The 22885-nt window shown below is 72.7% G+C and carries 19 protein-coding genes and 1 pseudogene; 3 read left to right on the forward strand and 17 right to left on the reverse strand.

From position 1 onward, the window contains the following. Positions 1-299: 299 nt before the first annotated feature. The 12 genes from aroQ to E4099_RS10780 form a co-directional block, all read right to left on the reverse strand. Positions 300-740: a type II 3-dehydroquinate dehydratase gene (gene aroQ / locus E4099_RS10725; RefSeq protein WP_135338759.1), complete on the reverse strand. Its 441-nt coding sequence runs from the start codon at positions 738-740 to the stop codon at positions 300-302. After that, the gene (aroB, locus tag E4099_RS10730) at positions 737-1834 is read right to left on the reverse strand and encodes a 3-dehydroquinate synthase (protein WP_135338760.1); all 1098 of its coding nucleotides are present in this window, start codon (positions 1832-1834) and stop codon (positions 737-739) included. The genes aroQ and aroB overlap by 4 nt, the downstream gene beginning before the upstream one ends. Beyond that, complete coding sequence (locus E4099_RS10735) at positions 1831-2346, reverse strand: shikimate kinase (RefSeq protein ID WP_135338761.1); 516 nt, start codon at positions 2344-2346, stop codon at positions 1831-1833. The genes aroB and E4099_RS10735 overlap by 4 nt, the downstream gene beginning before the upstream one ends. Further along, on the reverse strand, positions 2343-3527 hold the full coding sequence (gene aroC / locus E4099_RS10740; RefSeq protein WP_135338762.1) for a chorismate synthase: 1185 nt from the start codon (positions 3525-3527) through the stop codon (positions 2343-2345). Before aroC ends, E4099_RS10735 begins: the two co-directional genes overlap by 4 nt. A 125-nt stretch (positions 3528-3652) precedes the next feature. After that, the gene (locus E4099_RS10745) at positions 3653-4489 is read right to left on the reverse strand and encodes a shikimate dehydrogenase (protein ID WP_135338763.1); all 837 of its coding nucleotides are present in this window, start codon (positions 4487-4489) and stop codon (positions 3653-3655) included. A gap of 14 nt (positions 4490-4503) precedes the next feature. Beyond that, positions 4504-6453, reverse strand: coding sequence for an endolytic transglycosylase MltG (gene mltG, locus E4099_RS10750; protein ID WP_135338764.1), 1950 nt, complete (start codon positions 6451-6453; stop codon positions 4504-4506). 98 nt (positions 6454-6551) lie between these two features. Next, positions 6552-7022 (reverse strand): Holliday junction resolvase RuvX, encoded by a 471-nt coding sequence (gene ruvX / locus E4099_RS10755; protein WP_135338765.1) that lies wholly within the window; start codon positions 7020-7022, stop codon positions 6552-6554. After that, positions 7019-9688: an alanine--tRNA ligase gene (alaS, locus tag E4099_RS10760; RefSeq protein WP_135338766.1), complete on the reverse strand. Its 2670-nt coding sequence runs from the start codon at positions 9686-9688 to the stop codon at positions 7019-7021. Before alaS ends, ruvX begins: the two co-directional genes overlap by 4 nt. Next, on the reverse strand, positions 9688-10008 hold the full coding sequence (locus E4099_RS10765; RefSeq protein ID WP_245244748.1) for a DUF6167 family protein: 321 nt from the start codon (positions 10006-10008) through the stop codon (positions 9688-9690). The genes alaS and E4099_RS10765 overlap by 1 nt, the downstream gene beginning before the upstream one ends. Positions 10009-10017: 9 nt before the next feature. Further along, positions 10018-10476 carry a DUF948 domain-containing protein gene (locus E4099_RS10770; protein ID WP_135338767.1) on the reverse strand — a complete coding sequence of 153 codons (459 nt, stop codon included), beginning with the start codon at positions 10474-10476 and terminating at the stop codon, positions 10018-10020. 275 nt (positions 10477-10751) lie between these two features. Next, positions 10752-11363 carry a 30S ribosomal protein S4 gene (gene rpsD, locus E4099_RS10775; RefSeq protein ID WP_135338768.1) on the reverse strand — a complete coding sequence of 204 codons (612 nt, stop codon included), beginning with the start codon at positions 11361-11363 and terminating at the stop codon, positions 10752-10754. Positions 11364-11987: 624 nt separating this feature from the next. Further along, a complete protein-coding gene (locus E4099_RS10780; protein WP_135338769.1) occupies positions 11988-12836 on the reverse strand; it encodes a class I SAM-dependent methyltransferase in 849 nt (282 codons plus the stop codon). An 83-nt stretch (positions 12837-12919) separates the two neighbouring features. Between E4099_RS10780 and E4099_RS10785 the strand changes: the two genes are divergently transcribed. Next, positions 12920-13525 (forward strand): helix-turn-helix domain-containing protein, encoded by a 606-nt coding sequence (locus tag E4099_RS10785; RefSeq protein WP_245244749.1) that lies wholly within the window; start codon positions 12920-12922, stop codon positions 13523-13525. 16 nt (positions 13526-13541) lie between these two features. On the opposite strand, the gene E4099_RS10790 is transcribed toward E4099_RS10785, so the two are convergent. From E4099_RS10790 to E4099_RS10805, 4 genes are all read right to left on the reverse strand, one after another. Further along, positions 13542-14912: a replication-associated recombination protein A gene (locus E4099_RS10790; RefSeq protein ID WP_135338770.1), complete on the reverse strand. Its 1371-nt coding sequence runs from the start codon at positions 14910-14912 to the stop codon at positions 13542-13544. A 49-nt stretch (positions 14913-14961) separates the two neighbouring features. Beyond that, positions 14962-15618 (reverse strand): vitamin K epoxide reductase family protein, encoded by a 657-nt coding sequence (locus E4099_RS10795; RefSeq protein WP_135338771.1) that lies wholly within the window; start codon positions 15616-15618, stop codon positions 14962-14964. A gap of 400 nt (positions 15619-16018) precedes the next feature. Further along, entirely contained in the window at positions 16019-17281 is a 1263-nt protein-coding gene (hisS, locus tag E4099_RS10800; protein WP_135338772.1) for a histidine--tRNA ligase, read from the reverse strand. Positions 17282-17292: 11 nt separating this feature from the next. Continuing rightward, positions 17293-18009, reverse strand: coding sequence for an MBL fold metallo-hydrolase (locus tag E4099_RS10805; RefSeq protein ID WP_135338773.1), 717 nt, complete (start codon positions 18007-18009; stop codon positions 17293-17295). A 151-nt stretch (positions 18010-18160) separates the two neighbouring features. Between E4099_RS10805 and E4099_RS10810 the strand changes: the two genes are divergently transcribed. Both E4099_RS10810 and E4099_RS10815 read left to right on the forward strand, forming a co-directional pair. Next, a complete protein-coding gene (locus tag E4099_RS10810; RefSeq protein WP_135338776.1) occupies positions 18161-18943 on the forward strand; it encodes a peptidylprolyl isomerase in 783 nt (260 codons plus the stop codon). Positions 18944-19174: 231 nt separating this feature from the next. Next, positions 19175-20403: pseudogene (locus tag E4099_RS10815) on the forward strand (DUF349 domain-containing protein). A 161-nt stretch (positions 20404-20564) separates the two neighbouring features. On the opposite strand, the gene E4099_RS10820 reads toward E4099_RS10815, so the two are convergent. Next, on the reverse strand, positions 20565-22885 hold a 2321-nt coding region (locus E4099_RS10820; RefSeq protein WP_135338774.1), incomplete at its 5' end, for a RelA/SpoT family protein.

Below are 22885 nucleotides of genomic sequence, written 5' to 3' on the forward strand. Positions count from 1 at the left end.
GGATGGCCGGGGGGCGGTGCCGGGTGGTGGCTCGCGTCCTGGGTCCAGTCGGCACCGGGTGGCTGCCCTGGCCCATGGGGCGGTGGCAGCGGGGCTCCCACTGGGTGCTGCATCCGGTGGCACTCCGTCTCGTACGGCGATCTGTTCGACGACCGGGTCGCCGGCGTGGCCGTTGGGCCGGTCCTACCGAACCGTACCTGCCCCGTCCGGCGCCGAAGGGCGCCCCCGGCCGCGGGCGCCACTGTACCGGTGACCGGTCGGGCCGGTCAGGAGCCGCCGGGTGCCCCCGGAAAACACCGTCAGTCGGACAATTCACCCGCCAGCGCGCGCAGGGCGAGCCGGTAGGAGCCGATTCCGAAGCCGGCGATGGTGCCGCTGGCGACCGCAGCGATGACAGAGTTGTGACGGAACTCCTCACGCGCGTGCGGATTGGAGATGTGCACCTCGATCAGCGGCGCGGTGCGCTGGGCCGCCGCGTCCCGCATGCCGTACGCGTAGTGGGTGAAGGCGCCGGGGTTGATCACCACCGGGATCCGGCCGTCCGCCGCCTCGTGCAGCCAGCGGATCATCTCGCCCTCGTCGTTGGTCTCGCGCACCTCCACCGCGAGGCCGAGCTCCCTGCCGAGCACGGTGCACTCCTCGACCAGCCCGGCATAGGAGGTGGCGCCGTACACATCCGGCTCCCGGCTGCCCAGCCGCCCCAGGTTGGGGCCGTTGAGCACCAGCACCCGGCGGGTCACTCGGCGACCTCCCCGTAGGCGGCGAGCAGCACGGCCGGGTCCGGGCCCTCCAGCACGATGGGCTTGGCCAGGCCGTTCAGCACGATGAAGCGCAGCAGGTCGCCCCGCGACTTCTTGTCCACCTTCATGGCCTCCAGCAGCCGCGGCCACTGGTCGTAGCGGTAGCTCACCGGCAGGCCGACGGACTCCAGCACGCGGCGGTGCCGGTCGGCGGTGGCATCGTCCAGCCGGCCCGCGAGCCGGCCGAGCTCGGCGGCGAAGAGCATGCCCACCGAGACGGCGGCGCCGTGCCGCCAGTTGTAGCGCTCGTTCTTCTCGATGGCGTGCGCCAGGGTGTGGCCGTAGTTGAGGATCTCCCGCGGCCCGGACTCCTTGAGGTCGGCGGAGACCACCTCGGCCTTGACCCGGATGGACCGCTCGATCAGCTCGGCGGTGTGCGGCCCGGCGGGGGTGCGGGCGGCGGCCGGGTCGGCCTCGATGAGGTCGAGGATCACCGGGTCGGCGATGAAGCCGGCCTTGATGATCTCGGCCAGTCCGCTGACGTAGTCGTGGACCGGCAGGGACTCCAGCGCGGCCAGGTCGCAGAGCACCCCGGCGGGCGGGTGGAAGGCGCCCACCAGGTTCTTGCCCTCCGCGGTGTTGATGCCGGTCTTGCCGCCGACCGCGGCGTCCACCATGCCGAGCACCGTGGTGGGTACGGCGACCCAGCGCACCCCGCGCAGCCAGCTGGCGGCCACGAAGCCCGCCAGGTCGGTGGTGGCGCCGCCGCCCACGCCGACGATCACGTCGGTGCGGGTGAAGCCGGTCTGCCCGAGCGCCTTCCAGCAGTACGCGGCGACCTCGGCGGTCTTGGCCTCCTCGGCGTTGGGCACCTGGATGGCGATGGCCTCGTAGCCCTGGGCGGCAAGGTCGTCGCGGATGGCGTCCCCGGTGCCGGCCAGCGCCTCGGGATGGATGATCGCCACCCGCTTCGCACGCTCCCCGATCAGGGCGGGGAGCTCGCCCAGCAGCTGGTGGCCGACCAGCACCTCGTAGGGGTCGCTGCCGCTGCTTCCCCCGACCTGGATCCGGGTGGGTGTGGTGTCGCTGGTCATGCCTTCCTCAGTTCCAGTGCGTCGAGGACCGCCTCGGCGACCTCGTCGGGGGTGCGGCCCTCGGCGGAGACCTGGGCGCGCGCCACCTCGGTGTAGTACGGGCGGCGCTGCTCCATCAGCTCGCGCCAGCGCTGCCGGGGGTTGATCATCAGCAGCGGGCGGGGGGTGTCCAGGCCGGTGCGCCGGACGGCCTCGGCCACGCCCATCTCCAGGAAGACCACCGGCAGCCCGGCGAGCAGTGCCCGGGTGCCCTCGTCCAGCACCGCGCCGCCGCCCAGCGCCAGCACCCCGGGGTGGTCGGCGACCGCCTCCCGCACGGCCTGCCGCTCCAGCTCGCGGAAGTGCGGCTCGCCGTCCTCGATGAAGATCTCCGAGATCTCCTTGCCGGTGGCCGCGACGATGTCGGCGTCGGTGTCGCGGAAGGTGGTGCCGAGCCGCTCCGCGAGCAGCCGGCCCACCGTGGTCTTGCCGACCCCCATCGGGCCGACCAGGACGACCGCCGGGCCGCTCATCGGATCGTCAGGTGGTCGAGGTAGCCCCGCACGTTGCGCCGGGTCTCGGGGACGCTGTCGCCGCCGAACTTCTCGGCCACCGCGTCGGCCAGCACCAGGGCGACCATCGCCTCGGCCACGATGCCGGCGGCCGGCACCGCGCAGACGTCCGAGCGCTGGTGGTGGGCCTGGGCGGCCTCGCCGGTGGAGACGTCCACGGTGGCCAGCGCGCGCGGCACGGTGGCGATGGGCTTCATCGCGGCCCGCACGCGCAGCAGCTCGCCGGTGGTCAGCCCGCCCTCGGTGCCGCCGGAGCGGCCGGAGGCGCGCCGGATGCCCTCGCTGGTGGCGTGGATCTCGTCGTGCGCCTGGGAGCCGGGCACCCGGGCCAGCTCGAAGCCGTCGCCGACCTCCACGCCCTTGATGGCCTGGATGCCCATCAGGGCCGCGGCCAGTCGGGCGTCCAGCCGCCGGTCCCAGTGCACATGCGAGCCCAGGCCCACTGGCACCCCGTAGGCCAGGACCTCGACCACACCGCCCAGGGTGTCGCCGTCCTTGTGGGCCCGGTCGATCTCGGCCACCATCGCCTCGCTGGCGTCCGGGTCCAGGCAGCGCACCGGGTCGGCGTCGAGCCGCGCCACGTCGGCGGGCACCGGGTGGACGCCGTAGGGCGCCTTGGCGGAGGCCAGCTCCACCACATGGGAGACGATCTCGATGCCGGCCGTCTCCTTGAGGTAGGAGCGGGCGACGCTGCCCAGCGCCACGCGGGCGGCGGTCTCCCGGGCGCTGGCGCGCTCCAGGATCGGCCGGGCCTCGTCGAAGCCGTACTTCTGCATCCCGGCGAGGTCGGCGTGGCCGGGGCGGGGGCGGGTGAGCGGGGCGTTGCGGGCCAGCCCGGCCAGGGTCTCCTCGTCCACCGGGTCGGCGGCCATCACCTGCTCCCACTTGGGCCACTCGGTGTTGCCGACCATGATCGCCACCGGGCTGCCCAGGGTCAGACCGTGCCGTACGCCGCCGAGGAAGGTGACCTCGTCGCGCTCGAACTTCATCCGGGCACCGCGCCCATAACCGAGCCGCCGCCTGGCCAGCGCGTCCGCCACCATCTCCGTGGTGACGGGCACTCCGGCGGGGAGTCCCTCCAGCGTCGCGACCAGCGCGGGGCCGTGCGACTCCCCCGCGGTCAGCCAGCGCAACCTGCTCAACGGTGCTCCTCTTGCGCGCGCCTCGGCGACAGACGGCGCGCCGGGGGCGCGGCCCGGCCGCCACCCCGATCCTCCCACGTCCGCGGCATGACCCGGACACGGTCTCAGCAGATGGACCCGGTGGCTCAGCCCTGGCGGGCCGCCAGCGCCTGCTCGCCGGCCGCGCGCATCGCGGCCAGCGGCGCCGGCGCCCGGCCGGTCATCTGCTCCACCTGGAGCCCGGCCTGGTGGACCAGCAGGTCCAGACCGCCGAGCACCGCGCCGCCGCGGGCCGCCCAGGCGGCGGCCAGCGGGGTCGGCCACGGGTCGTAGAGGACGTCGAAGAGGGTGCCCGGCCGGTCCGGGACGGCCTCGGAGAGTGCGTCGGTGGCGCCTGCCGGGGTGGTCGCGATCACCAGCGGGGCGCCGAACGCCCGGGCGGCGTCGGACCAGTCGGCGGTGCGCACCGCCACGCCCAGCCGGTCGCCCCACTGCCGCATCTCGACCGCCCGGGCGGCCTTGCGCACATACGCGGTGACCTCGCCGGTGCAGACCCGGGAGAGCGCGGCGAGCGCGGAGGCGGCGGTGGCCCCCGCACCCAGCACGGCGGCGCTGTCCACCTGTTCGATGCCGCGCTCGCGCAGTGCGGCCACCATGCCGGGGATGTCGGTGTTGTCGCCGATGCTGCGGCCGTCCTCGGCGAAGACCACCGTGTTGACCGCCTCCACCGCGGCGGCGGTGTGGCCGATCTCGTCCAGCAGCGGGATGACCGCGCGCTTGAGCGGCATGGTCAGCGACAGCCCGGCCCATACCCGGCGGTCCAGGCCGCGGACGAAGTCGGGCAGCCCGGCCTCGTCGACCTCGAAGCGGTGGTAGGTCCACCCGGTCAGGCCCAGCTCGGCGTAGGCGGTGCGGTGCAGGACCGGGGAGAGGGAGTGGGCGATGGGCGAGCCGAGCACTCCCGCTCTGCGGTTGTACGTCATGGTGTGCCGGCTCCTCAGTTTCCCTGCCGGTTCTTGTTGAACTCGTTCACCAGCTTGTCGTGGTCGGCGAGGGTCTTGGTGAACTTGGTGGTCCTGCCGTCCAGCGAGATGAAGTAGTACCAGCCGTCGTGGCTGGGGTTCTGGGCCGCCTTGAGCGCCACATCGCCCGGGTTGCCGATGGGACCGGGCGGCAACCCCTTGTAGAAGTAGGTGTTGTAGGGGTGGTCGAAGTTCTTGATCTCGGCCAGTGAGATGTCGATCTTGCTCTGGTTCTTGATGTAGTTGTACGTCGAGTCGAACTGGAGCTGGCCGAAGGTCTGCACGTTGTCCGGCTTGAGGCGGTTGTAGACCACCTCGGCCATCTTCCGGAAGTCGTCGTGGGTCACGCCCTCGGCCTGTACCAGGCTGGCGACGGTGACCAGCTGGAGCGGGGAGTCCAGGCCCAGTTCCTCGGCCTTGCCGGCCAGGTCGTACTTGGCGTACTGCACCTTGGCGTTCTTGACCATCTCGCGCAGCACGGTGGCGGGCTTGGCGCCCTTGGCGGCGCTGTAGCGGCCGGGGTAGAGGAAGCCCTCCAGCGGGTCCCTTATCTTCGCGTTGTCGTCCGCCCAGTCGGGCAGCCCCAGGTTCTTGACCTGGCTCTTGGCGACGCCCTTGGTGGTGCCCGGCTTGAGGTGCAGCTTCTTGTCGATGGCCGTGTAGACGTTGGCATTGCGCATGCCCTCGGTCACGATCAGCGCGTTCATGCTGGCCGGGTCGGTCATCATGGTCACCGCCGCCTCGGCCGACATGTGCCTGCGCAGGGTGTACGAGCCGGGCTGGATGCGCTGGCCGCGGTCGTCCTTGCCCGCGGCCTCGATGAAGGCGTCGGTGCTCTTGACCACGCCCGCGCGCTTGAGGATGTTGCCGATGTCGGCGACGACCGCGCCCTTGGGCACCTCGATGGCCACCTGGCCGGTGCCCTCGCCGGAGTAGTCCGGCGGCGCTCCGAAGCGGCTCTGCCAGAACTGGTAGCCGTAGTAGCCGCCACCGCCGACCAGTCCGGTCAGCACCACGGCGACCACCAGGCAGGCCATGCCGTTGCGGCGCTTGGGCTGCTTGCCGCGGCCCTCCCGGCCGCCGCCCGCGGTCTCCTCCTGGTCGGGGTCCTCGTCGGGGTCCTCGGCGTGCTCGTCGGGGTGCTCCGCGGGGAACTCCTCCGCCTGCCGGTCCGGCAGTACGGTGCCGGGTGGCTGCGCGGCCAGGTCGGCCTCGGGGCCGTCGGCCCCTGCCACCGGGCCCCCGGGGCCGCCCGGGGCTCCGGCGAGCGCCGGCTCGGCCTGTCGCGGGTCGGGCGCCTCGCCGCCGTGGTGCGGGTAGGACGGGCCGGGCGGCGGATAGGCGCTCTCGGCCGCGTAGTGGTCCTGCTGCCCGCCGGCGTACGGGTCGGCCTGCTCCGGGGGCACCTCCCAGCGGGACCCGGAGGAACCAGAGGAACCAGAGGAACCAGAGGAACCTGAGAAATACGGATCGGCCGGCTCCTGGCCCTGGTAGCCGGGGTCCCAGCCGCCGTTGCCGTACTGGGCCTGGGCCTGCGGATGCCCGGCCGGGCCACCCGCCCACTGCTGCTGGCCCTGCTGCTGGTGGCCCTGCCGCGGAGCGCCCTGCTGGGGGTATGCCTCGGGGTACGGCTCGCCGGGGTAGCCGGCGTCGTAGGGGTGCTGCTGCCCGTACCCGTCCTGCCCGCCTGGGTACTGCTCGTACGGCTGCTGCCCCTGCTGAGGGCCGGGGTGCTGCCCGTGCTGCTGCGGGTCGTACGGCTGGTGGCCCTGCTGGGGCTGCCCGTAGGGCTGCTGCCCCAGCGGGGCCTGAGCGTAGGGATCATGACCGACCCCGGCCTGCTGGCCCTGCCACCCCGGGTCCCCGTACAGGGGGTCCTCGGGGTGCCAGGGTTGGGAGCCGGGGCCCCGGTCGTACTCAGTCATCGATCCCCTAGTTCCGCGGGTCGGCAGCAAGGGGGCGCGTGCGCTACTGGCGGGCGCCGGTGGCTGCCTTGGACGCGCGGAACGTTACCGTATCGCGATCAGAGGGCGACCTCGACGCCCTCTCCGGGTGGCATGCCGGACACCCGTTCGGTCTCCAGCGCGCTCTGCAGGATCACCACGGCCGCGGCCTGATCGACCGAGGCGCGGCCCTTCTTGGCGCTGACGCCCGAGGCCCGCATCGACTGGGCCGCGGTGACGGTGGTCATCCGCTCGTCGACCAGCCGCACCGGCACCGGCGCCACCCGCCTGGCCAGGTTCTGCGCGAAGGCGCGCACCTTGGCCGCGGCCGGGCCCTCCCGCCCGCTGAGCGAGCGGGGCAGCCCGACCACCACCTCGATGGGCTCGTACTCCTCGACGATCGCCGTCAGCCGCCGCTGGGCGGCCGGGACGTCACGTCCCGGCACGGTCTCCACCGGGGTCGCCAGGATCCCGTCGGGGTCGCAGCTGGCGACCCCGATCCGGGCGTCCCCGACGTCGACGGCGATCCGCCGGCCGCGCCGCCAGCTCATGCCTGCTCGGCCACGAGGCGCTCGACGGCGGCGATGGCCTCGCCGACCGCCTCCGGGTTCTGGCCGCCGCCCTGGGCCACGTCCGGCTTGCCGCCACCGCCGCCACCGAGGGTCTTGGCGGCGGTACGCACCAGGTCGCCGGCCTTCAGGCCGCGCTCGCGGGCCGCCTCGTTGGTGGCGATCACGGTCAGCGGACGGCCGCCCGCGGTGGTGAACAGGGCCACCACGGACGGGCGGTCGGCGGGAATGCGGCCGCGCACGTCCAGGACCAGCTTGCGCAGGTCGTCGGCGGTGGTTCCGTCCGGCACCTGACCGGTGACCAGGGCCACGCCGCGTACGTCGCGGGCGCCCTCGGCGAGTCCGGCGGCGGCCTGCAGCACCTTCTCGGCGCGGAACCGCTCGATCTCCTTCTCCGCGTCCTTCAGCTTGGCGAGCATCCCGGCGATCTTCTCCGGCAGCTCCTCCGAGCGGCCCTTGACCAGGTTGGTCAGCTGGGCGACCACGGTGGCCTCGCGGGCCAGGAAGTTGTAGGCGTCCACGCCGACCAGGGCCTCGATACGGCGCACCCCGGAGCCGATGGAGGACTCGCCCAGCAGCTTGACCAGGCCGAGCTGGGCGGTGTTGCCCACATGGGTGCCGCCGCACAGCTCCTTGGAGAAGTCGCCGATGCTGACCACGCGGACCTGCTCGCCGTACTTCTCGCCGAACTCGGCGATGGCGCCCTGCTTCTTGGCGTCGTCCAGGCTCATGATCTCAGCCTGCACGTCGAGTTCGCGGGCGAGCACCTCGTTGATCTTCTGCTCGACGTCGGTCAGCACGGTGCCGGGCACGGCACTGGGCGAGCCGAAGTCGAAGCGGAAGCGGCCCGGGGAGTTCTCCGAACCGGCCTGGGCGGCGGTCGGGCCCAGGGCGTCGCGCAGCGCCTGGTGGGTCAGGTGGGTGGCGCTGTGGGCGCGGGCGATGGCCCGGCGGCGCTTGACGTCGATGGCGGCGTGGGCGGCGGCGCCCAGGGTGACCTCGCCGACCTGGACGACGCCCTTGTGCACGCTGACGCCGGGCACCGGCTGCTGGACGTCCCGGACCTCCACCACGGCGCCGGAGTCCAGCCGGATCCGGCCGCTGTCGGCGAGCTGGCCGCCGCCCTCGGCGTAGAACGGCGTGCGGTCCAGGACCACCTCGACCTCGTCGCCCTCGGCGGCGGCGGGCGAGGGCAGGCCGTCGACCAGCAGGCCGACCACGGTGGCCTCGCCCTCGGTGCCGGTGTAGCCGGTGAAGACGGTGGTGCCGGCGGTGTCGGCGACCTCGCGGTAGGCCGACAGGTCGGCGTGGCCGGTCTTCTTGGCCTTGGCGTCGGCCTTGGCGCGCTCCCGCTGCTCCTTCATCAGGCGGCGGAAGCCCGCCTCGTCCACGGACAGCCCCTGCTCGGCGGCCATCTCCAGGGTGAGGTCGATCGGGAAGCCCCAGGTGTCGTGGAGCAGGAACGCCTTGTCACCGGCGAGCACGGTGCCGCCGCCGGCCTTGGTCTCGGTGACGGCGGTGTCGAGGATGTTGGTGCCGGCCTTGAGCGTCTTGAGGAACGCGGTCTCCTCGGCGAGGGCCACCGTCTCGATGCGCTTGCGGTCGGTGACCAGCTCCGGGTACTGCTCGCCCATCGTGGTGATGACGGTGTCGACCAGCGCGCCCACCACCGGCTCGGTGGCGCCCAGCAGCCGCATGTTGCGGATGGCGCGGCGCATGATGCGGCGCAGCACATAGCCGCGGCCCTCGTTGCCGGGGGTGACGCCGTCGCCGATGAGCATGACCGAGGTGCGCAGGTGGTCGGCGACCACGCGCAGCGAGACGTCGGAGGTGTCGGCGGCGCCGTAGCGGACCCCGGTGAGCTCGGTGGCCTTGTCCATCACCACGCGCAGGGTGTCGGTCTCGTACATGTTCTGCACGCCCTGCAGGATCATGGCGAGGCGCTCGAGGCCGAGACCGGTGTCGATGTTCTTGCTGGGCAGGTCGCCCAGGATCGGGAAGTCCTCCTTGCCCGAGCCGGCGCCGCGCTCGTACTGCATGAAGACCAGGTTCCAGATCTCCACGTAGCGCTCGTCGTTGACGGCCGGGCCGCCCTCCTCGCCGAACTCGGGGCCCCGGTCGTAGTTGATCTCGGAGCAGGGGCCGCAGGGGCCGGGCACGCCCATGGACCAGAAGTTGGGGCCCATGCCGAGCCGCTGGATGCGCTCGGCGGGCACCCCGACGACCTCGCGCCAGATGCGCTCGGCCTCGTCGTCGTCCTTGTAGACGGTGATCCAGAGCTTCTCCGGCTCCAGCCCGTAGCCGCCGTCCGCCACCGGGGTGGTCAGCAGCTCCCAGGCGAGCTTGATGGCGCCTTCCTTGAAGTAGTCGCCGAAGGAGAAGTTGCCGCACATCTGGAAGAACGTGCCGTGCCGGGTGGTCTTGCCGACCTCTTCGATGTCCGGGGTGCGCACGCACTTCTGCACGCTGGTGGCGCGCGGGAAGGGCGGCTTGACCTCGCCCAGGAAGTAGGGCTTGAAGGGCACCATGCCCGCGGGGACCAGCAGCAGCGTCGGGTCGTCCGCGATGAGCGACGCCGACGGCACGACGGTGTGCCCGCGCTCCTCGAAGAAGCGCAGCCAGCGGCGGCGGATTTCAGCCGACTCCATCAGTGGTCCTCATTTCCAGTGGTGCGGTGGTTGGCGGGATAGGTCTGGACGAGCCGGGGGCGGCCGGGGTCCGCGGCCGGCTCGGGGTCGGGCGGTGCGGCCAGGCCCAGGGCGTCCCGGAGCGCGGCCTCGCGGTCGGCCATGCCGTCGCGTACGTCGAGGGCGAACAGCTTGACCCGCCGGCCCGCGAGCACCGCCCGGTCGGCGGCCTGGGCCGCCAGGCTCTCCGGGGCGAGCTGGGCGAGCTTGCGGTTGACCTTGGCGGTGGCCCAGACGCCGGCTGCGACGCCGGTGGTGAACCAGAACGTGCGGCGGAACATGGCGGCCCCTCAGCCCTTCGATGCGCGGTTGCGGCGACCGCCCAGGCGGGCGGACGGCAGGGTCTTGCCAACAAGGACCGTGCGGTCGGCACGCTCGGACCGCGCGCCCGGCTCGGGCGCGGCGGCCTTTCGGCCGATGGCGCGGCGCACCCCGTAGCCGAACGCGGCGACCTTGACCAGCGGTCCGCCGAAGGCGGAGGACACGGTCGAGGAGAGCGCGGAGGCGTTCGCGGTGACCTCCTGCACGTCCGCCGCGATCGAGTCCACCCGGGCCAGCTGGGTGTTGGCGGACCGCACGGTGGCGGATGCCTCGCTGAGCAGCGGGACCGCCTGTTCGGTCACGTCCGCGACCAGCTTGGTGGCGGCCTTGAGGGTCTGCGCGAGCCGTACCAGCGCGAGCGCGAGGAACGACACGAGGATCGCCCAGAAGACGGCCACCAGGATCCCGGCCACCTCTCCACCGGACACGTTGCACCGCTCCTTGCAGGTCGTCGTATGGCTGGGTTCGACTTTATCGCGCCGGGGCCGCGCGCCCGTACCGGATAACCCGGTGCCGGCGGCGGCCCTGGGGCCCGGCCCTCCGGCGGGATTGTACGGTCCGCGTACCCCTCGGTACGCCGGGTGTTCCCCGCCGGACGGCCGGCCCCGGCGGACGGGGACGGGGACGCGAAACGGCCCGCGTCCCCACCGACCGGGGTCGGGGGCTCGCGGGCCGGGTGCGCGAAGTGGTGCGCGCCGCCGGGTCAGCGGGCGTAGTACTCGACGACGAGCTGCTCGTCGCAGATCACCGGGATCTCCTTGCGCTGCGGGTCGCGGTCCAGGCGGAACGCCAGGGCCTGGAGGTTGACCTGCAGGTAGCGCGGGGTCTCGCCGTCCAGGGCGTAACCGCCCTCGCGGGCGACCTGGAAGGGGTGCTTCTCGCGGCTGCGCTCGCGGACCATCACCACGTCGTCCGGGCGGACCCGGAAGGACGGCTTGTCGACCTTGCGGCCGTTGACCTCGATGTGGCCGTGCACGACCATCTGGCGGGCCTGGTAGATGGTGCGGGCCAGGCCGGAGCGCAGGACGAGCGCGTCCAGACGGCGCTCGAGCTCGATGATCAGCGCCTCGCCGGTCTTGCCCTCGACCTTGCGGGCGCGGTCGTAGGCGCGGGCCATCTGGCGCTCGCTGATGTCGTACTGGGCCCGCAGGCGCTGCTTCTCCAGCAGGCGGACCTTGTAGTCGCTGTTCTGCTTGCGGCCGCGGCCGTGCTCACCCGGCGGGTACGGGCGGGCCTCGAAGTACTTCACAGCCTTGGGGGTCAGCGCGATGCCGAGCGCACGCGACTTCTTGACCTTGGGACGCGACTGGTTCACGGGGAACGAACCTCCGAACTAATTAGGTGAGCCTTACCTTAACTGAGGGATGGCGCGCCTCGACCGGGGATCCCTCCGCTCGGTGCCTCACGGCGCCGAGAAGAGTCAGCCGCGCCCCATGGAAGACGCCCCGCGGCCCACGGCGGCGGAGCGTGTACGCATCTCTCGGTTCCCTCCAGGCTACGGCGTCGCCGGCGGTGCCCGGCCCCGGGAACGGCGGCGCCCTCGCCCCCGCGGAACCCGCCGCGCGCCTCCGGATCCCCGCCGATGACCTGCTATTTCCGTTGTGCGACGGGTCCTTGGCGGTCCGGCCGGGCGCCCGTGCCCGCAAGGGCCGACCGGCCCGCGTGATGGAGATCACGAGCCCGGGCGCGGCCCCGACCGCCGGTACCCCGCCGCCACCGGTCGGCTCACCCCGTACCGCCTGCGGGGGCGCTGCTCAGGGGGCGCCGGGAGCCGGGCCGGCGGACGGCCCGACGGCCGGGGCGACCCGAGTCCCTGCGGCGCGGGGCGGGTGGCCCGGGCGGTGGCAGGCCCTGGTGGTGGCCGACCCGCACGGTAGACGGCCCAGGCGGTGGCGGGCCCGGACGGTGGCCGGCCCAGGCGGCCGGCCCGGGTGGTCGGTCAGCCCTTGGCGCGGCGTCCGAAGTGCACGGTCTCCGCGGTCAGCAGGTACAGGTCCTCACGCTGGTCCACGCCCGCCGGGTCGTCCGGGTCCAGCAGCCGGTCCAGGGTCGCCGCGTCCTCGGCGTCCAGCAGCTCGCCGAGCACGGCGCGGTGCCGCTCCAGCGCGCGCCGCACCGTACGGCGCGGGCCCTCGGCCAGCGGGGCGGGGTGGTCCACCAGGTAGGTCCTGCTGTGCACCTCGGTGAGGCCGGCGGCGCGCAGCATGCCCGGCCAGTCCTCGACGACCGCGACCGAGCCGGGGAGTTCGGCGCGCATCCGCGCGAAGCGCTCGGCCGACACCGCGTCCAGCCGGGCCTCCAGCCCAGGTCGCCCGAAGCCCAGGTCGCGCGGGAGGCGGCGGATCGGCAGCCCGCCCTCCACGATGGCCAGCACGCCGCCGGGCTCCAGCAGCGCGGTCAGCCGGCGCAGCGCGTCCTGCTGGTCGCCGACGTGGTGGACGACGTGCCCGGACCACACCAGGTCCGCCGTTCCCAGGCCGGTCAGCCCCTCCGGGAACTCGGCCGACTCGGTCCGCAGCCGCACCCCCAGCCGCGCGGCCCGCTGCTCGGCCCGGGCCAGCAGCTCCGGCGTCCCGTCCACCGCGGTGACCTCGGCCCGCGGGAAGGCCTCCGCCATCCGGCAGGCGGCCACCCCCGGGCCGCTGCCGATGTCCAGGATCCGGCGCGGGTCCAGATCGGGCAGCTCGGCGAGATCGTCGAGGGCCTGCCGCACATACGAGCTGTGCGCCTCCCCCTCCAGTTCCAGCAGGTCGGCCATCGCGGCCCAGTCGAAGTCGTTGTCATGCATCGCGTAGCACCTCCGGGGCGACCCTGCCCGCACTCCTCGGGGAGTGGCAAGTCCTGTTGCCGTTCCCGCAATAGACTCCCGGCATGGACGAGGCGACGGACAGTGCGGCGGACGGCGGGATGGACGAGGTGCTCGCCGCGGTGGGGCCGCGGCTGAGGCGGCTGCGCCGGGAGCGCGGCTGCACCCTGTCCGCCCTCTCCCAGTCCACCGGCATCTCGGTCAGCACGCTCTCCCGGCTGGAGTCCGGGCAGCGCAGACCGAGCCTGGAGCTGCTGCTGCCGATCGCCCAGGCCCATCAGGTGCCGCTGGACGAGCTGGTCGGCGCACCGCCGGTGGGGGATCCGCGGGTGCGGCTGAAGCCGGTGCGGCGCGGGGACTCCACGGTGGTGCCGCTGACCCGGCAGCCGGGCGGCCTGCAGGCGTTCAAGATGGTCATCGACGCCACCCGCAGCGAGGCCGAACCGCGCACCCACGAGGGCTACGAGTGGCTCTACGTGCTCCACGGCAGACTGCGGCTGGTGCTCGCCGAGCACGACCTCGTGCTCGCCCCGGGGGAGGCCGCCGAGTTCGACACCCGGCTGCCGCACTGGTTCGGCTCCACCGGTCAGGGATCGGTGGAGGTGCTGAGCCTCTTCGGGCCGCAGGGCGAGCGCATGCATGTGCGGGCCCGGCCGCACGGACCCCACTGACCGTCCCGGCGCGGGCTCAGGGGGCCGCGTCCCCCTGGGGCCGGTCTCCGCGCAGCCGCTGCCGGACCCGCTCCACCACGTCCGCGTACCGCGCCTCGGCGCCGTAGCGGGTGGGCTGGTAGTAGCGCTTGTCCCGCAGGGCGTCCGGGGCGTACTGCTGGGCCGCGATCCCGCCCGGCAGATCGTGCGGGTAGAGGTAGCCCTGGGCGTGCCCGAGCTTCTTGGCGCCCTGGTAGTGGCCGTCGCGCAGATGCGCCGGCACCGGGCCGGCGAGCCCCTTGCGAACGTCCTCCAGGGCCGCCCCTATCGCCGTGGTGGCGGAGTTGGACTTGGGGGCCAGGGCCAGCGCGATGGTGGCGTGGCTGAGGGTGAGCGCGGCCTCCGGGAAGCCGATCAGGGCCACCGCCTGGGCCGCGGCCACCGCGGTGGGCAGGGCGGTGGGGTCGGCCAGGCCGATGTCCTCGCTGGCGGAGATCATCAGGCGCCGGGCGATGAACCGGGGGTCCTCCCCCGCCTCGATCATCCGGGCCAGGTAGTGCAGCGCCGCGTCCACGTCCGAGCCGCGGATGGACTTGATCAGCGCGCTCGCCACGTCGTAGTGCTGGTCGCCGGAGCGGTCGTACTTCACCGCCGCCCGGTCGACCGCCTCCTCCAGGGTGCCGAGCGTGATCTCCTCCTCGCCCTTGGCCAGTGCGGCGCCTGCGCCGGCCTCCAGGGCGGTCAGCGCCCGGCGGGCGTCCCCGCCGGCGATCCGCAGCAGATGGCCCTCCGCGTCCTCGGGCAGCGAGACGGCCCCGCCCAGACCACGCTCCTCGGTGAGGGCCCGGTGCAGCAGCGAGCGCAGGTCGTCGTCGGTGAGCGGCTCCAGGGTGAGCAGCAGCGAGCGGGAGAGCAGCGGGGAGATCACCGAGAAGTACGGGTTCTCGGTGGTGGCCGCGATCAGGGTGACCCAGCGGTTCTCCACGGCGGGCAGCAGCGAGTCCTGCTGGGCCTTGCTGAAGCGGTGGATCTCGTCCAGGAAGAGCACGGTGTCCCGGCCGTACGCGCCGGAGGAGCGCCGGGCGCCGTCGATGACCGCCCGCACCTCCTTGACCCCGGCGGTGATGGCGGACAGCTCGACGAAGCGCTTGTCGGTGGCCTTGCTGACCACGTACGCCAGGGTGGTCTTGCCGATGCCGGGCGGGCCCCAGAGGATCACCGAGGAGGGGCCGGCCGGGCCCTCGGCGCCGCCGACCAGTCTGCGCAGCGGGGAGCCGGGCCGCAGCAGGTGCTGCTGGCCCACGACCTCGTCGAGGGTGCGCGGGCGCATCCGCACGGCCAGCGGACTGCCCGCCGGATCCTTCTCCTGGCGGTCCTCGGCGGCGGCGGTGAACAGGTCTGGCTCCACGCGGGAAGCCTATGTCACCCCACTGACAGACGGGCCGGGGCCGGACCGGTCAGACCTGGCCGCCGGTCCAGAAGTCCCACCACCTGGTGAGGATCAGCATGCCGATGACGCCCATCCACAGCACCGGCACCACCCAGTGGAACTCCAGCAGCCCGCGGCGCAGGCCCGCGGGGGCGGGCAGGAAGTTGTGCTTGATGTTGTAGCCGGTGACGTAGCAGAACATCACGATGGTGGCGGCCCAGGCCAGGCAGCACCACAGGCACAGGGAGCCGATCACGTACAGCGACTGGTACTGGAGCCAGGTGCAGAATCCGACACCGAACAGGCAGCCCGCGTTGAAGGTCAGCCAGTACCAGCGCGGGAACCGGGCGCCGGACAGCAGCGACATGCCCACGCAGATCACGATGCCGTAGGCGACCAGTCCCATCATCGGGTTCGGGAAGCCGAACGCCTGGGCCTGCTTGCTCTCCATGATGTTGCCGCAGGAGACGATCGGGTTGAGGCTGCACCCGGGGGTGAAGGTCTTCCCCGCGACCTTGGCTTCCAGGATCTTGTTCTTGTCGATCGTGATGACCCAGGCGGCGAGCAGCCCCAGCGCACCGGTGATCACCAGCAGCCACCCGAAGGCGCGGCCGCTGCCGACCCTCGCCGGGGACTCGTCCCCCGCCTCGTCCGTGTCCACGCCGTCCATCACTGTCGTCGCCATATCCCGATCCGTCGCTCCCGCAACCACGCGGCCATGCCGCACGCCAAGTGTGCTGTCGCCCTGAGAGGCAGGGTCATTGTGCCCCACCGACGCCCTCGTGACCGCCCCGTGGCAGCCCGGACCATCCTGCCGTGTCCGTCGTTCGTTGGACATAAGCGTGCACCACGCACCGTTTCCTCACCGTCCCCGCCGTCCCCGCCCCCGACCTGGCGGGTATCGCCGACCGGGCCGTGCCCCGGCCGGCACGGCGGGGTCCGGTGTCACCGGATGGAGGATCGCCCCGCCGGATGAATCCCAGCGCCCGGAGATGACGCCGAAGGGCCCGGTGGACCGGCCCCGGACGCGGGCGGGCCCGTACCGCGGTGGCGGTACGGGCCCGGGGTGCCGAGCACTCGGTGGGCTAGCCGAGGCGGTCGCGGAGCTCCTCGGCGACGGAGGCCAGCGGCACCGGGGTCTGCTCGCCCGACTCCAGGTCCTTGAGCTGGATCACGCCCTCGGCGAGGTCCCGCTCGCCGGCGATGACCGCGAACCGGGCACCGGAGCGGTTGGCCCCCTTCATGGCGCCCTTCAGGCCGCGCCCGCCGAAGGCGAAGTCGGTGGCGATGCCGGCCCGGCGCAGCTCGGTGACCACGCCGAACAGCGCACGGCGCGCCTCCTCGCCCAGCGGCACCGCGTACACGCTGGTGGGGGCGGGCAGCTCCAGCTCGATGCCCTCGGCCTCCAGGGCCAGCACGGTGCGGTCCACGCCCAGCGCCCAGCCGACCGACGGCAGCTCGGGGCCGCCGATCATCTCGGAGAGGCCGTCGTAGCGCCCGCCGCCGCCGACCGCGGACTGCGAGCCGAGGCCGTCGTGCACGAACTCGAAGGTGGTGCGGGTGTAGTAGTCCAGGCCGCGCACCAGCTTGGGGTCGTCCTGGTAGGCCACGCCGGCCGCGGTGAGCAGCTCGCGGACCTGCTCGTGGTAGGCCTTGCACGCCTCGCACAGGTGGTCGCGGAGCAGCGGGGCGCCGGTGAGCTGCTGCTGGACCGCCTCCCGCTTGTCGTCCAGGACCCGCAGCGGGTTGATCTCCACCCGGCGCCGGGTGTCCTCGTCCAGGTCGAGCCCGCGCAGGAACTCCTGGAGGGCGGCCCGGTAGGCGGGGCGGCACTCCTTGTCGCCCAGCGAGTTCAGCAGCAGCCGGAAGTTCCTCAGGCCCAGGGAGCGGTAGGCGTCCACGGCCAGGATGATCAGCTCGGCGTCCAGGGCCGGGTCCTCGGCACCGATGGCCTCGGCACCGACCTGCGAGAAGTGGCGGTAGCGGCCCTTCTGCGGGCGCTCGTAGCGGTAGTACGAGCCGGAGTACCAGAGCTTGACCGGCAGGTTGCCGCCCTTGTGGAGATTGGCCTCCAGCGCGGCGCGCAGCACCGAGGCGGTGCCTTCGGGGCGCAGCGCCAGCTGGTCGCCGCCCTTGGTGGTGAGGGTGTACATCTCCTTGGTGACGATGTCGGTGGACTCGCCGACACCGCGCGCGAACAGCTCGACGTTCTCGAAGCCGGGGGTCTCCATGTAGCCGTAGCCGGCACGCTTCAGCGGCGCGGCGAGGGCCTCGCGTACCGCCAGAAAAGTGGCGGAGACCGGCGGAATCAGGTCATAGGTGCCCCGAGGGGCCTTGAAGGTACTCACGAAGGTTCTTGTCACATTCCTCGTCGCGGAGCGGCGGTCGGGGTGCCGCTTCCGAGGCCGGCGGCCACCTGCCGCAGATACGGGTTGGTGGCGCGCTCGCGGCCGATGCTGGTCTGGGGGCCGTGGCCGGAGAGCACCACGGTCGAGTCGTCGAGCGGCAGGCACACCCGGGCCAGCGACTCGAGTATGTCGGCGTGGCTGCCCCCGGGCAGGTCGGTGCGTCCGATGGAGCCGGCGAACAGCAGGTCGCCCGAGAAGAAGACGGGCGGGATGTCCGCCTGTTCGGGCATCCTGAAGGTCACCGACCCCTTGGTATGGCCGGGCGCGTGGGCGACCGTCAGCTCCAGTCCCGCGAGGTTCAGCCGGCTGCCGTCGGCCAGCTCGTGCACGTCGTCCGGCTCCCCCACGGTCAGCTCGCCCAGCAGCGGCATACCGATGGACCGGCCCAGCGCCTTCTCCGGGTCGCTCATCATGTAGCGGTCCTCGGGATGGATGTAGGCCGGTACGTCATGGGCGCCGCAGACCGGCACCACCGAGGCGACGTGGTCGATGTGGCCATGGGTGAGGACGACGGCGACGGGCTTGAGCCGATGCTTGGCGAGGGTCTCCTCGACGCCCTGGGCCGCCTGGTGGCCCGGGTCGATGATCACGCACTCCTCACCGGCGGCGGGGGCGACCAGGTAGCAGTTGGTCCCCCAGGCCCCGGCGGGGAACCCGGCAATGAGCACGATCGTCCTTCTCACAGTCGTCGGCGGAAGATTTCCGGCTGCCGCAGAGCCTACCGGCGCGGGTGGGCCGGCGGCGAACCCGTATACGGTACGGCCAGGTGATCGACGGAACGACGGGTCGATGTCACGACGTATCTCGGAGGAGTCCTCGGTGGTCAGTAACGAGCAGCGGCGGAGGCAGCTCGCACGGGAGAAGGCGGAGCGGCAGCAGCAGCGCCGGGAGGCGGCGCAGCGCAAGGCGCGCCGCCGCAACGTGGTGATCGCCACCGGTCTCGCCCTGGTACTGGCCGCGGGCGTCACCGCCGCCGCGGCCGGCGCGCTGGGCGGCGACGGCGGGAAGTCCGACGGCGGCGGGCCCACCGAGCCCGCCGAGCAGCCCACCCCGACCGAGAAGCCCGAGCCGTCGATGACCATCGACAAGAAGGCCCGGTACACCATGGACCTGCGGACCGACCGCGGGGACGTCGCCATCGCCATGGACGCGGCGAAGACCCCGCACACGGTCAACTCCTTCCAGCACCTGGCCGCCAAGGGCTTCTTCGACGACACCACCTGCCACCGGCTGACCACCGAGAACATCTATGTGCTGCAGTGCGGCGACCCGCAGGGCGACGGCCGGGGCGGCCCCGGCTACACGCTCCCGGACGAGAACCTGGACGGCCTCGGCAAGCCCGGCGCCGACGGGCGGGTGACCTACCCGGCGGGCACCGTGGCGATGGCCAACCGCAACGCCCCGCACACCGCCGGCAGCCAGTTCTTCCTGGTGTACAAGGACAGCAAGCTGCCGCCCGCGTTCACCCCGTTCGGAAAGATGGACGCGGACGGGCTGAAGGCGGTGCGCGCGGTCGCCGCCGCGGGAGTGAAGGGCGGCAAGCCCGACGGCGCTCCCCAGCAGGCGGTCACCGTCGAGAAGGCCGTCGTCGAGAAGGACTGATTTGGGTCGCGCTGGATGCGGACAGCCGACCCACCGGTCGCCTATGTTGGCGTTGTGCAGGGTGCCCGCTCCGACGGCTGCCGCCCTGCGCGGGACAGCACATCACCCCCGGCACCGGTCGGCGGGTAGCAGCAGCTCGTCGGACCGGTCAGGGCGCGGCTCGGCCGGAAGAAACTGTGGACGATGCCCGCGGGCCGCACGCCCGTGGCGGCATCATGTGGAGGAGGCGCTGTGAGCAGCGACCCATGGGGCCGCGTCGACGAGACGGGGACCGTGTACGTGCGTACCGCGGACGGCGAGCAGGTCGTCGGGTCGTGGCAGGCGGGCACTCCCGAGGAGGCCCTGGCCTACTTCGAGCGCAAGTACGAGGGCCTGGTCGTCGAGATCGGCCTCCTGGAGCGCCGGGTCAGGACCACCGACCTGTCGGCCAAGGACGCGATGACCGCCATCGACCACCTGCGCCGGCAGGTCGACGAGCACCACGCGGTCGGCGACCTGGCCGCGCTGGGCAAGCGGCTGGACACGCTCGTCACCGAGGTCGAGGCGCGCCGCGAGGAGCGCAAGGTCGCCAAGGCCAAGCAGTCCGAGGAGGCCCGCCAGGCCAAGGAGGCGCTGGTCGCCGAGGCCGAGGAGCTGGCCGCCAGCGACCAGTGGCGGGTGGCCGGCGAGCGGCTGCGCGCCCTGGTGGACACCTGGAAGGGCCTGCCCCGGCTGGACCGCAAGTCCGATGACGAGCTGTGGCACCGCTTCTCGCACGCCCGCTCGGCGTTCTCCAAGCGCCGCAAGGCCCACTTCGCCTCGCTGGACGCCCAGCGCGAGGAGGCCCGCAAGGCCAAGGAGAAGCTGGTCGCCGAGGCCGAGGCGCTGTCCGCGTCCACCGACTGGGGGCCACCGCCGCGCGCTACCGGGAGCTGATGGCCGACTGGAAGGCCGCCGGCCGGGCCCAGCGCGAGGCCGAGGACGATCTGTGGAACCGCTTCCGCGGCGCCCAGGACGTCTTCTTCCAGGCACGCGGCGAGGTGTTCGCCGAGCGCGACGCCGAGCAGCGGGAGAACCTGACGCTCAAGGAGGAGCTGGCCGTCGAGGCCGAGAAGCTCCTGCCGATCTCGGACCTCAAGGGGGCCCGGGCGGCCTTCCGCTCCATCAACGAGCGGTGGGAGGCCATCGGGCATGTGCCGCGGGACGCCCGGCCGAAGATCGAGGGCCGGATGCACGCGGTGGAGCGGGCCATCCAGGAGGCCGAGGAGGCCGAGTGGCGGCGCACCAACCCCGAGGCGCGGGCCCGTGCGCAGGGCCTGACCGGGCAGCTTCAGGACGCGGTGGACAAGCTGCGCGGCCAGGTCGACGCCGCGCGGGCGGCCGGCAACAACGCCAAGGCGGACAAGCTCGCCAAGGAGCTTGAGGGCCGCCAGGCGCTGCTCGACCAGGCGCTGAAGGGCCTGGAGGAGTTCGGCGGCTGAGGTCCGCGGACCTGAGGTGGCGGCCCCGGCCGGTCGATGGTGTCATCGACCGGCCGGGGCCGCTGTCCGTTCTCCCGGCGAGGGGCCGCTCCGGGTTCCTCCGGTCCGCTGCCGTGTCCCGCTCCCCCGGCGGCGGGGCGGTGTCCGCCCCGCCGCACGGTTCAGCGCTGGCGTGCGGAGGTCACCCGGTACACGTCGTAGACGCCCTCCACGGAGCGCACCGCCTTGAGCACGTGCCCCAGGTGCTTGGGGTCGCCCATCTCGAAGGTGAAGCGGGAGGTGGCCACCCGGTCGCGGGAGGTCTGCACGGCCGCCGACAGGATGTTGACGTGCTGGTCGGACAGGACCCGGGTGACGTCCGACAGCAGCCGGGACCGGTCCAGCGCCTCGACCTGGATGGCGACCAGGAAGACCGAGGACTGGGTGGGCGCCCACTCGACGTCCAGGATGCGCTCGGGCTGCTGGGAGAGCGAGTCCACGTTGACGCAGTCCGCGCGGTGCACCGAGACGCCGCTGCCGCGGGTGACGAAGCCGATGATCGGGTCGCCGGGCACCGGGGTGCAGCAGCGGGCCAGCTTCACCCAGACGTCCTCGACGCCCTTGACCACCACGCCCGGGTCGGCGCTGGAGCGGCGCTTGGTGCGGGTGCGGATCGGCGCGCTCTCGGCGATGTCCTCGTTGGCCGCCTCCTCGCCGCCGAGGGCCTGGACCAGCTTCTGCACCACGCTCTGCGCCGAGACATGGCCCTCGCCGATCGCCGCGTACAGCGAGGAGATGTCCGGGTAGCGCATCTCGTGGGCGAGGGTGACCAGCGAGTCGCCGGTGAGGATGCGCTGGATCGGCAGGTTCTGCTTGCGCATGGCCCGCACGATGGCGTCCTTGCCGTGCTCGATCGCCTCGTCGCGGCGCTCCTTGGAGAACCAGGCGCGGATCTTGTTCCGGGCGCGCGGGGACTTGACGAAGCTCAGCCAGTCCCGGGACGGGCCGGCGCCGTCCGCCTTGGAGGTGAAGACCTCCACCAGGTCGCCGTTGTCCAGGGTGGACTCCAGCGGCACCAGGCGTCCGTTGACCCGGGCCCCTATGGTGCGGTGCCCGACCTCGGTGTGCACCGCGTACGCGAAGTCGACGGGGGTGGCGCCGGCCGGCAGGGCGATCACATCGCCCTTGGGGGTGAAGACGAAGACCTCGTTGCGGGACAGGTCGAAGCGCAGCGACTCCAGGAACTCGCCGGGGTCCTCGGTCTCCTTCTGCCAGTCCAGCAGCTGCCGCAGCCAGGCCATGTCGTTGACGGCGTCGTCCTTGCCGCCCTTGCGCGGCACGTCCGTACGCACCTTGGAGGCTCCGGCCACGGCCTCCTGCTTGTACTTCCAGTGCGCGGCGATGCCGTACTCGGCGCGGCGGTGCATGTCGAAGGTGCGGATCTGCAGCTCGACCGGCTTGCCGCTGGGCCCTATGACGGTGGTGTGCAGCGACTGGTACATGTTGAACTTGGGCATCGCGATGTAGTCCTTGAACCGCCCCGGCACCGGGTTCCACCGCGCGTGGATGGTGCCCAGCGCCGCGTAGCAGTCGCGGACGGTGTCGACCAGGACCCGGATGCCCACCAGGTCGTAGATCTCGGCGAAGTCCCGGCCCCGCACGATCATCTTCTGGTACACGGAGTAGTAGTGCTTGGGGCGCCCGGTGACGGTGGCCTTGATCCGGGCCGCGCGCAGGTCGCCCTGCACCTGGTCGGTGACGACGGCCAGGTACTCGTCGCGCTTGGGCGCCCGCTCGGCGACCAGCCGGACGATCTCGTCGTACATCTTGGGGTAGAGGATCGCGAAGGCGAGGTCCTCCAGCTCCCACTTGATGGTGTTCATGCCCAGCCGGTGCGCCAGCGGGGCGTAGATCTCCAGCGTCTCGCGGGCCTTCTTCTCCTGCTTCTCCCGCTTCAGGTAGCGCATGGTGCGCATGTTGTGCAGCCGGTCGGCCAGCTTGATCACCAGGACCCGGGGGTCCTTGGCCATGGCGACGACCATCTTGCGGACCGTCTCGGCCTGCGCGGCCTCACCGAACTTGACCTTGTCCAGCTTGGTGACGCCGTCCACCAGCAGCGCCACCTGGTCGCCGAAGTCCCGGCGCAGGGTGTCCAGCCCGTACTCGGTGTCCTCGACGGTGTCGTGCAGCAGCCCCGCCATCAAGGTGGCCGGATCCATGCCCAGTTCGGCGAGGATGGTGGTCACGGCGAGCGGGTGGGTGATGTAGGGGTCGCCGCTCTTGCGCTTCTGGCCCCGGTGCCAGCGCTCGGCGACCTGGTAGGCCCCCTCGATCTGGCGGAGGGTGGCGGCGTCCGCCTTGGGGTCGTTGCCGCGCACTATCCGCAGCAGCGGCTCCAGCACCGGGTTGTACGGGCTGGAGCGCTGGACGCCCAGCCGGGCCAGGCGGGCGCGGACCCGGTTGGAGGAGCCGCCCCGAGAGGAAGAAGCACTCTGGGCCGGGC

The organism is Streptomyces palmae, assembly GCF_004684805.1.
Classification (GTDB): domain Bacteria; phylum Actinomycetota; class Actinomycetes; order Streptomycetales; family Streptomycetaceae; genus Streptomyces; species Streptomyces palmae.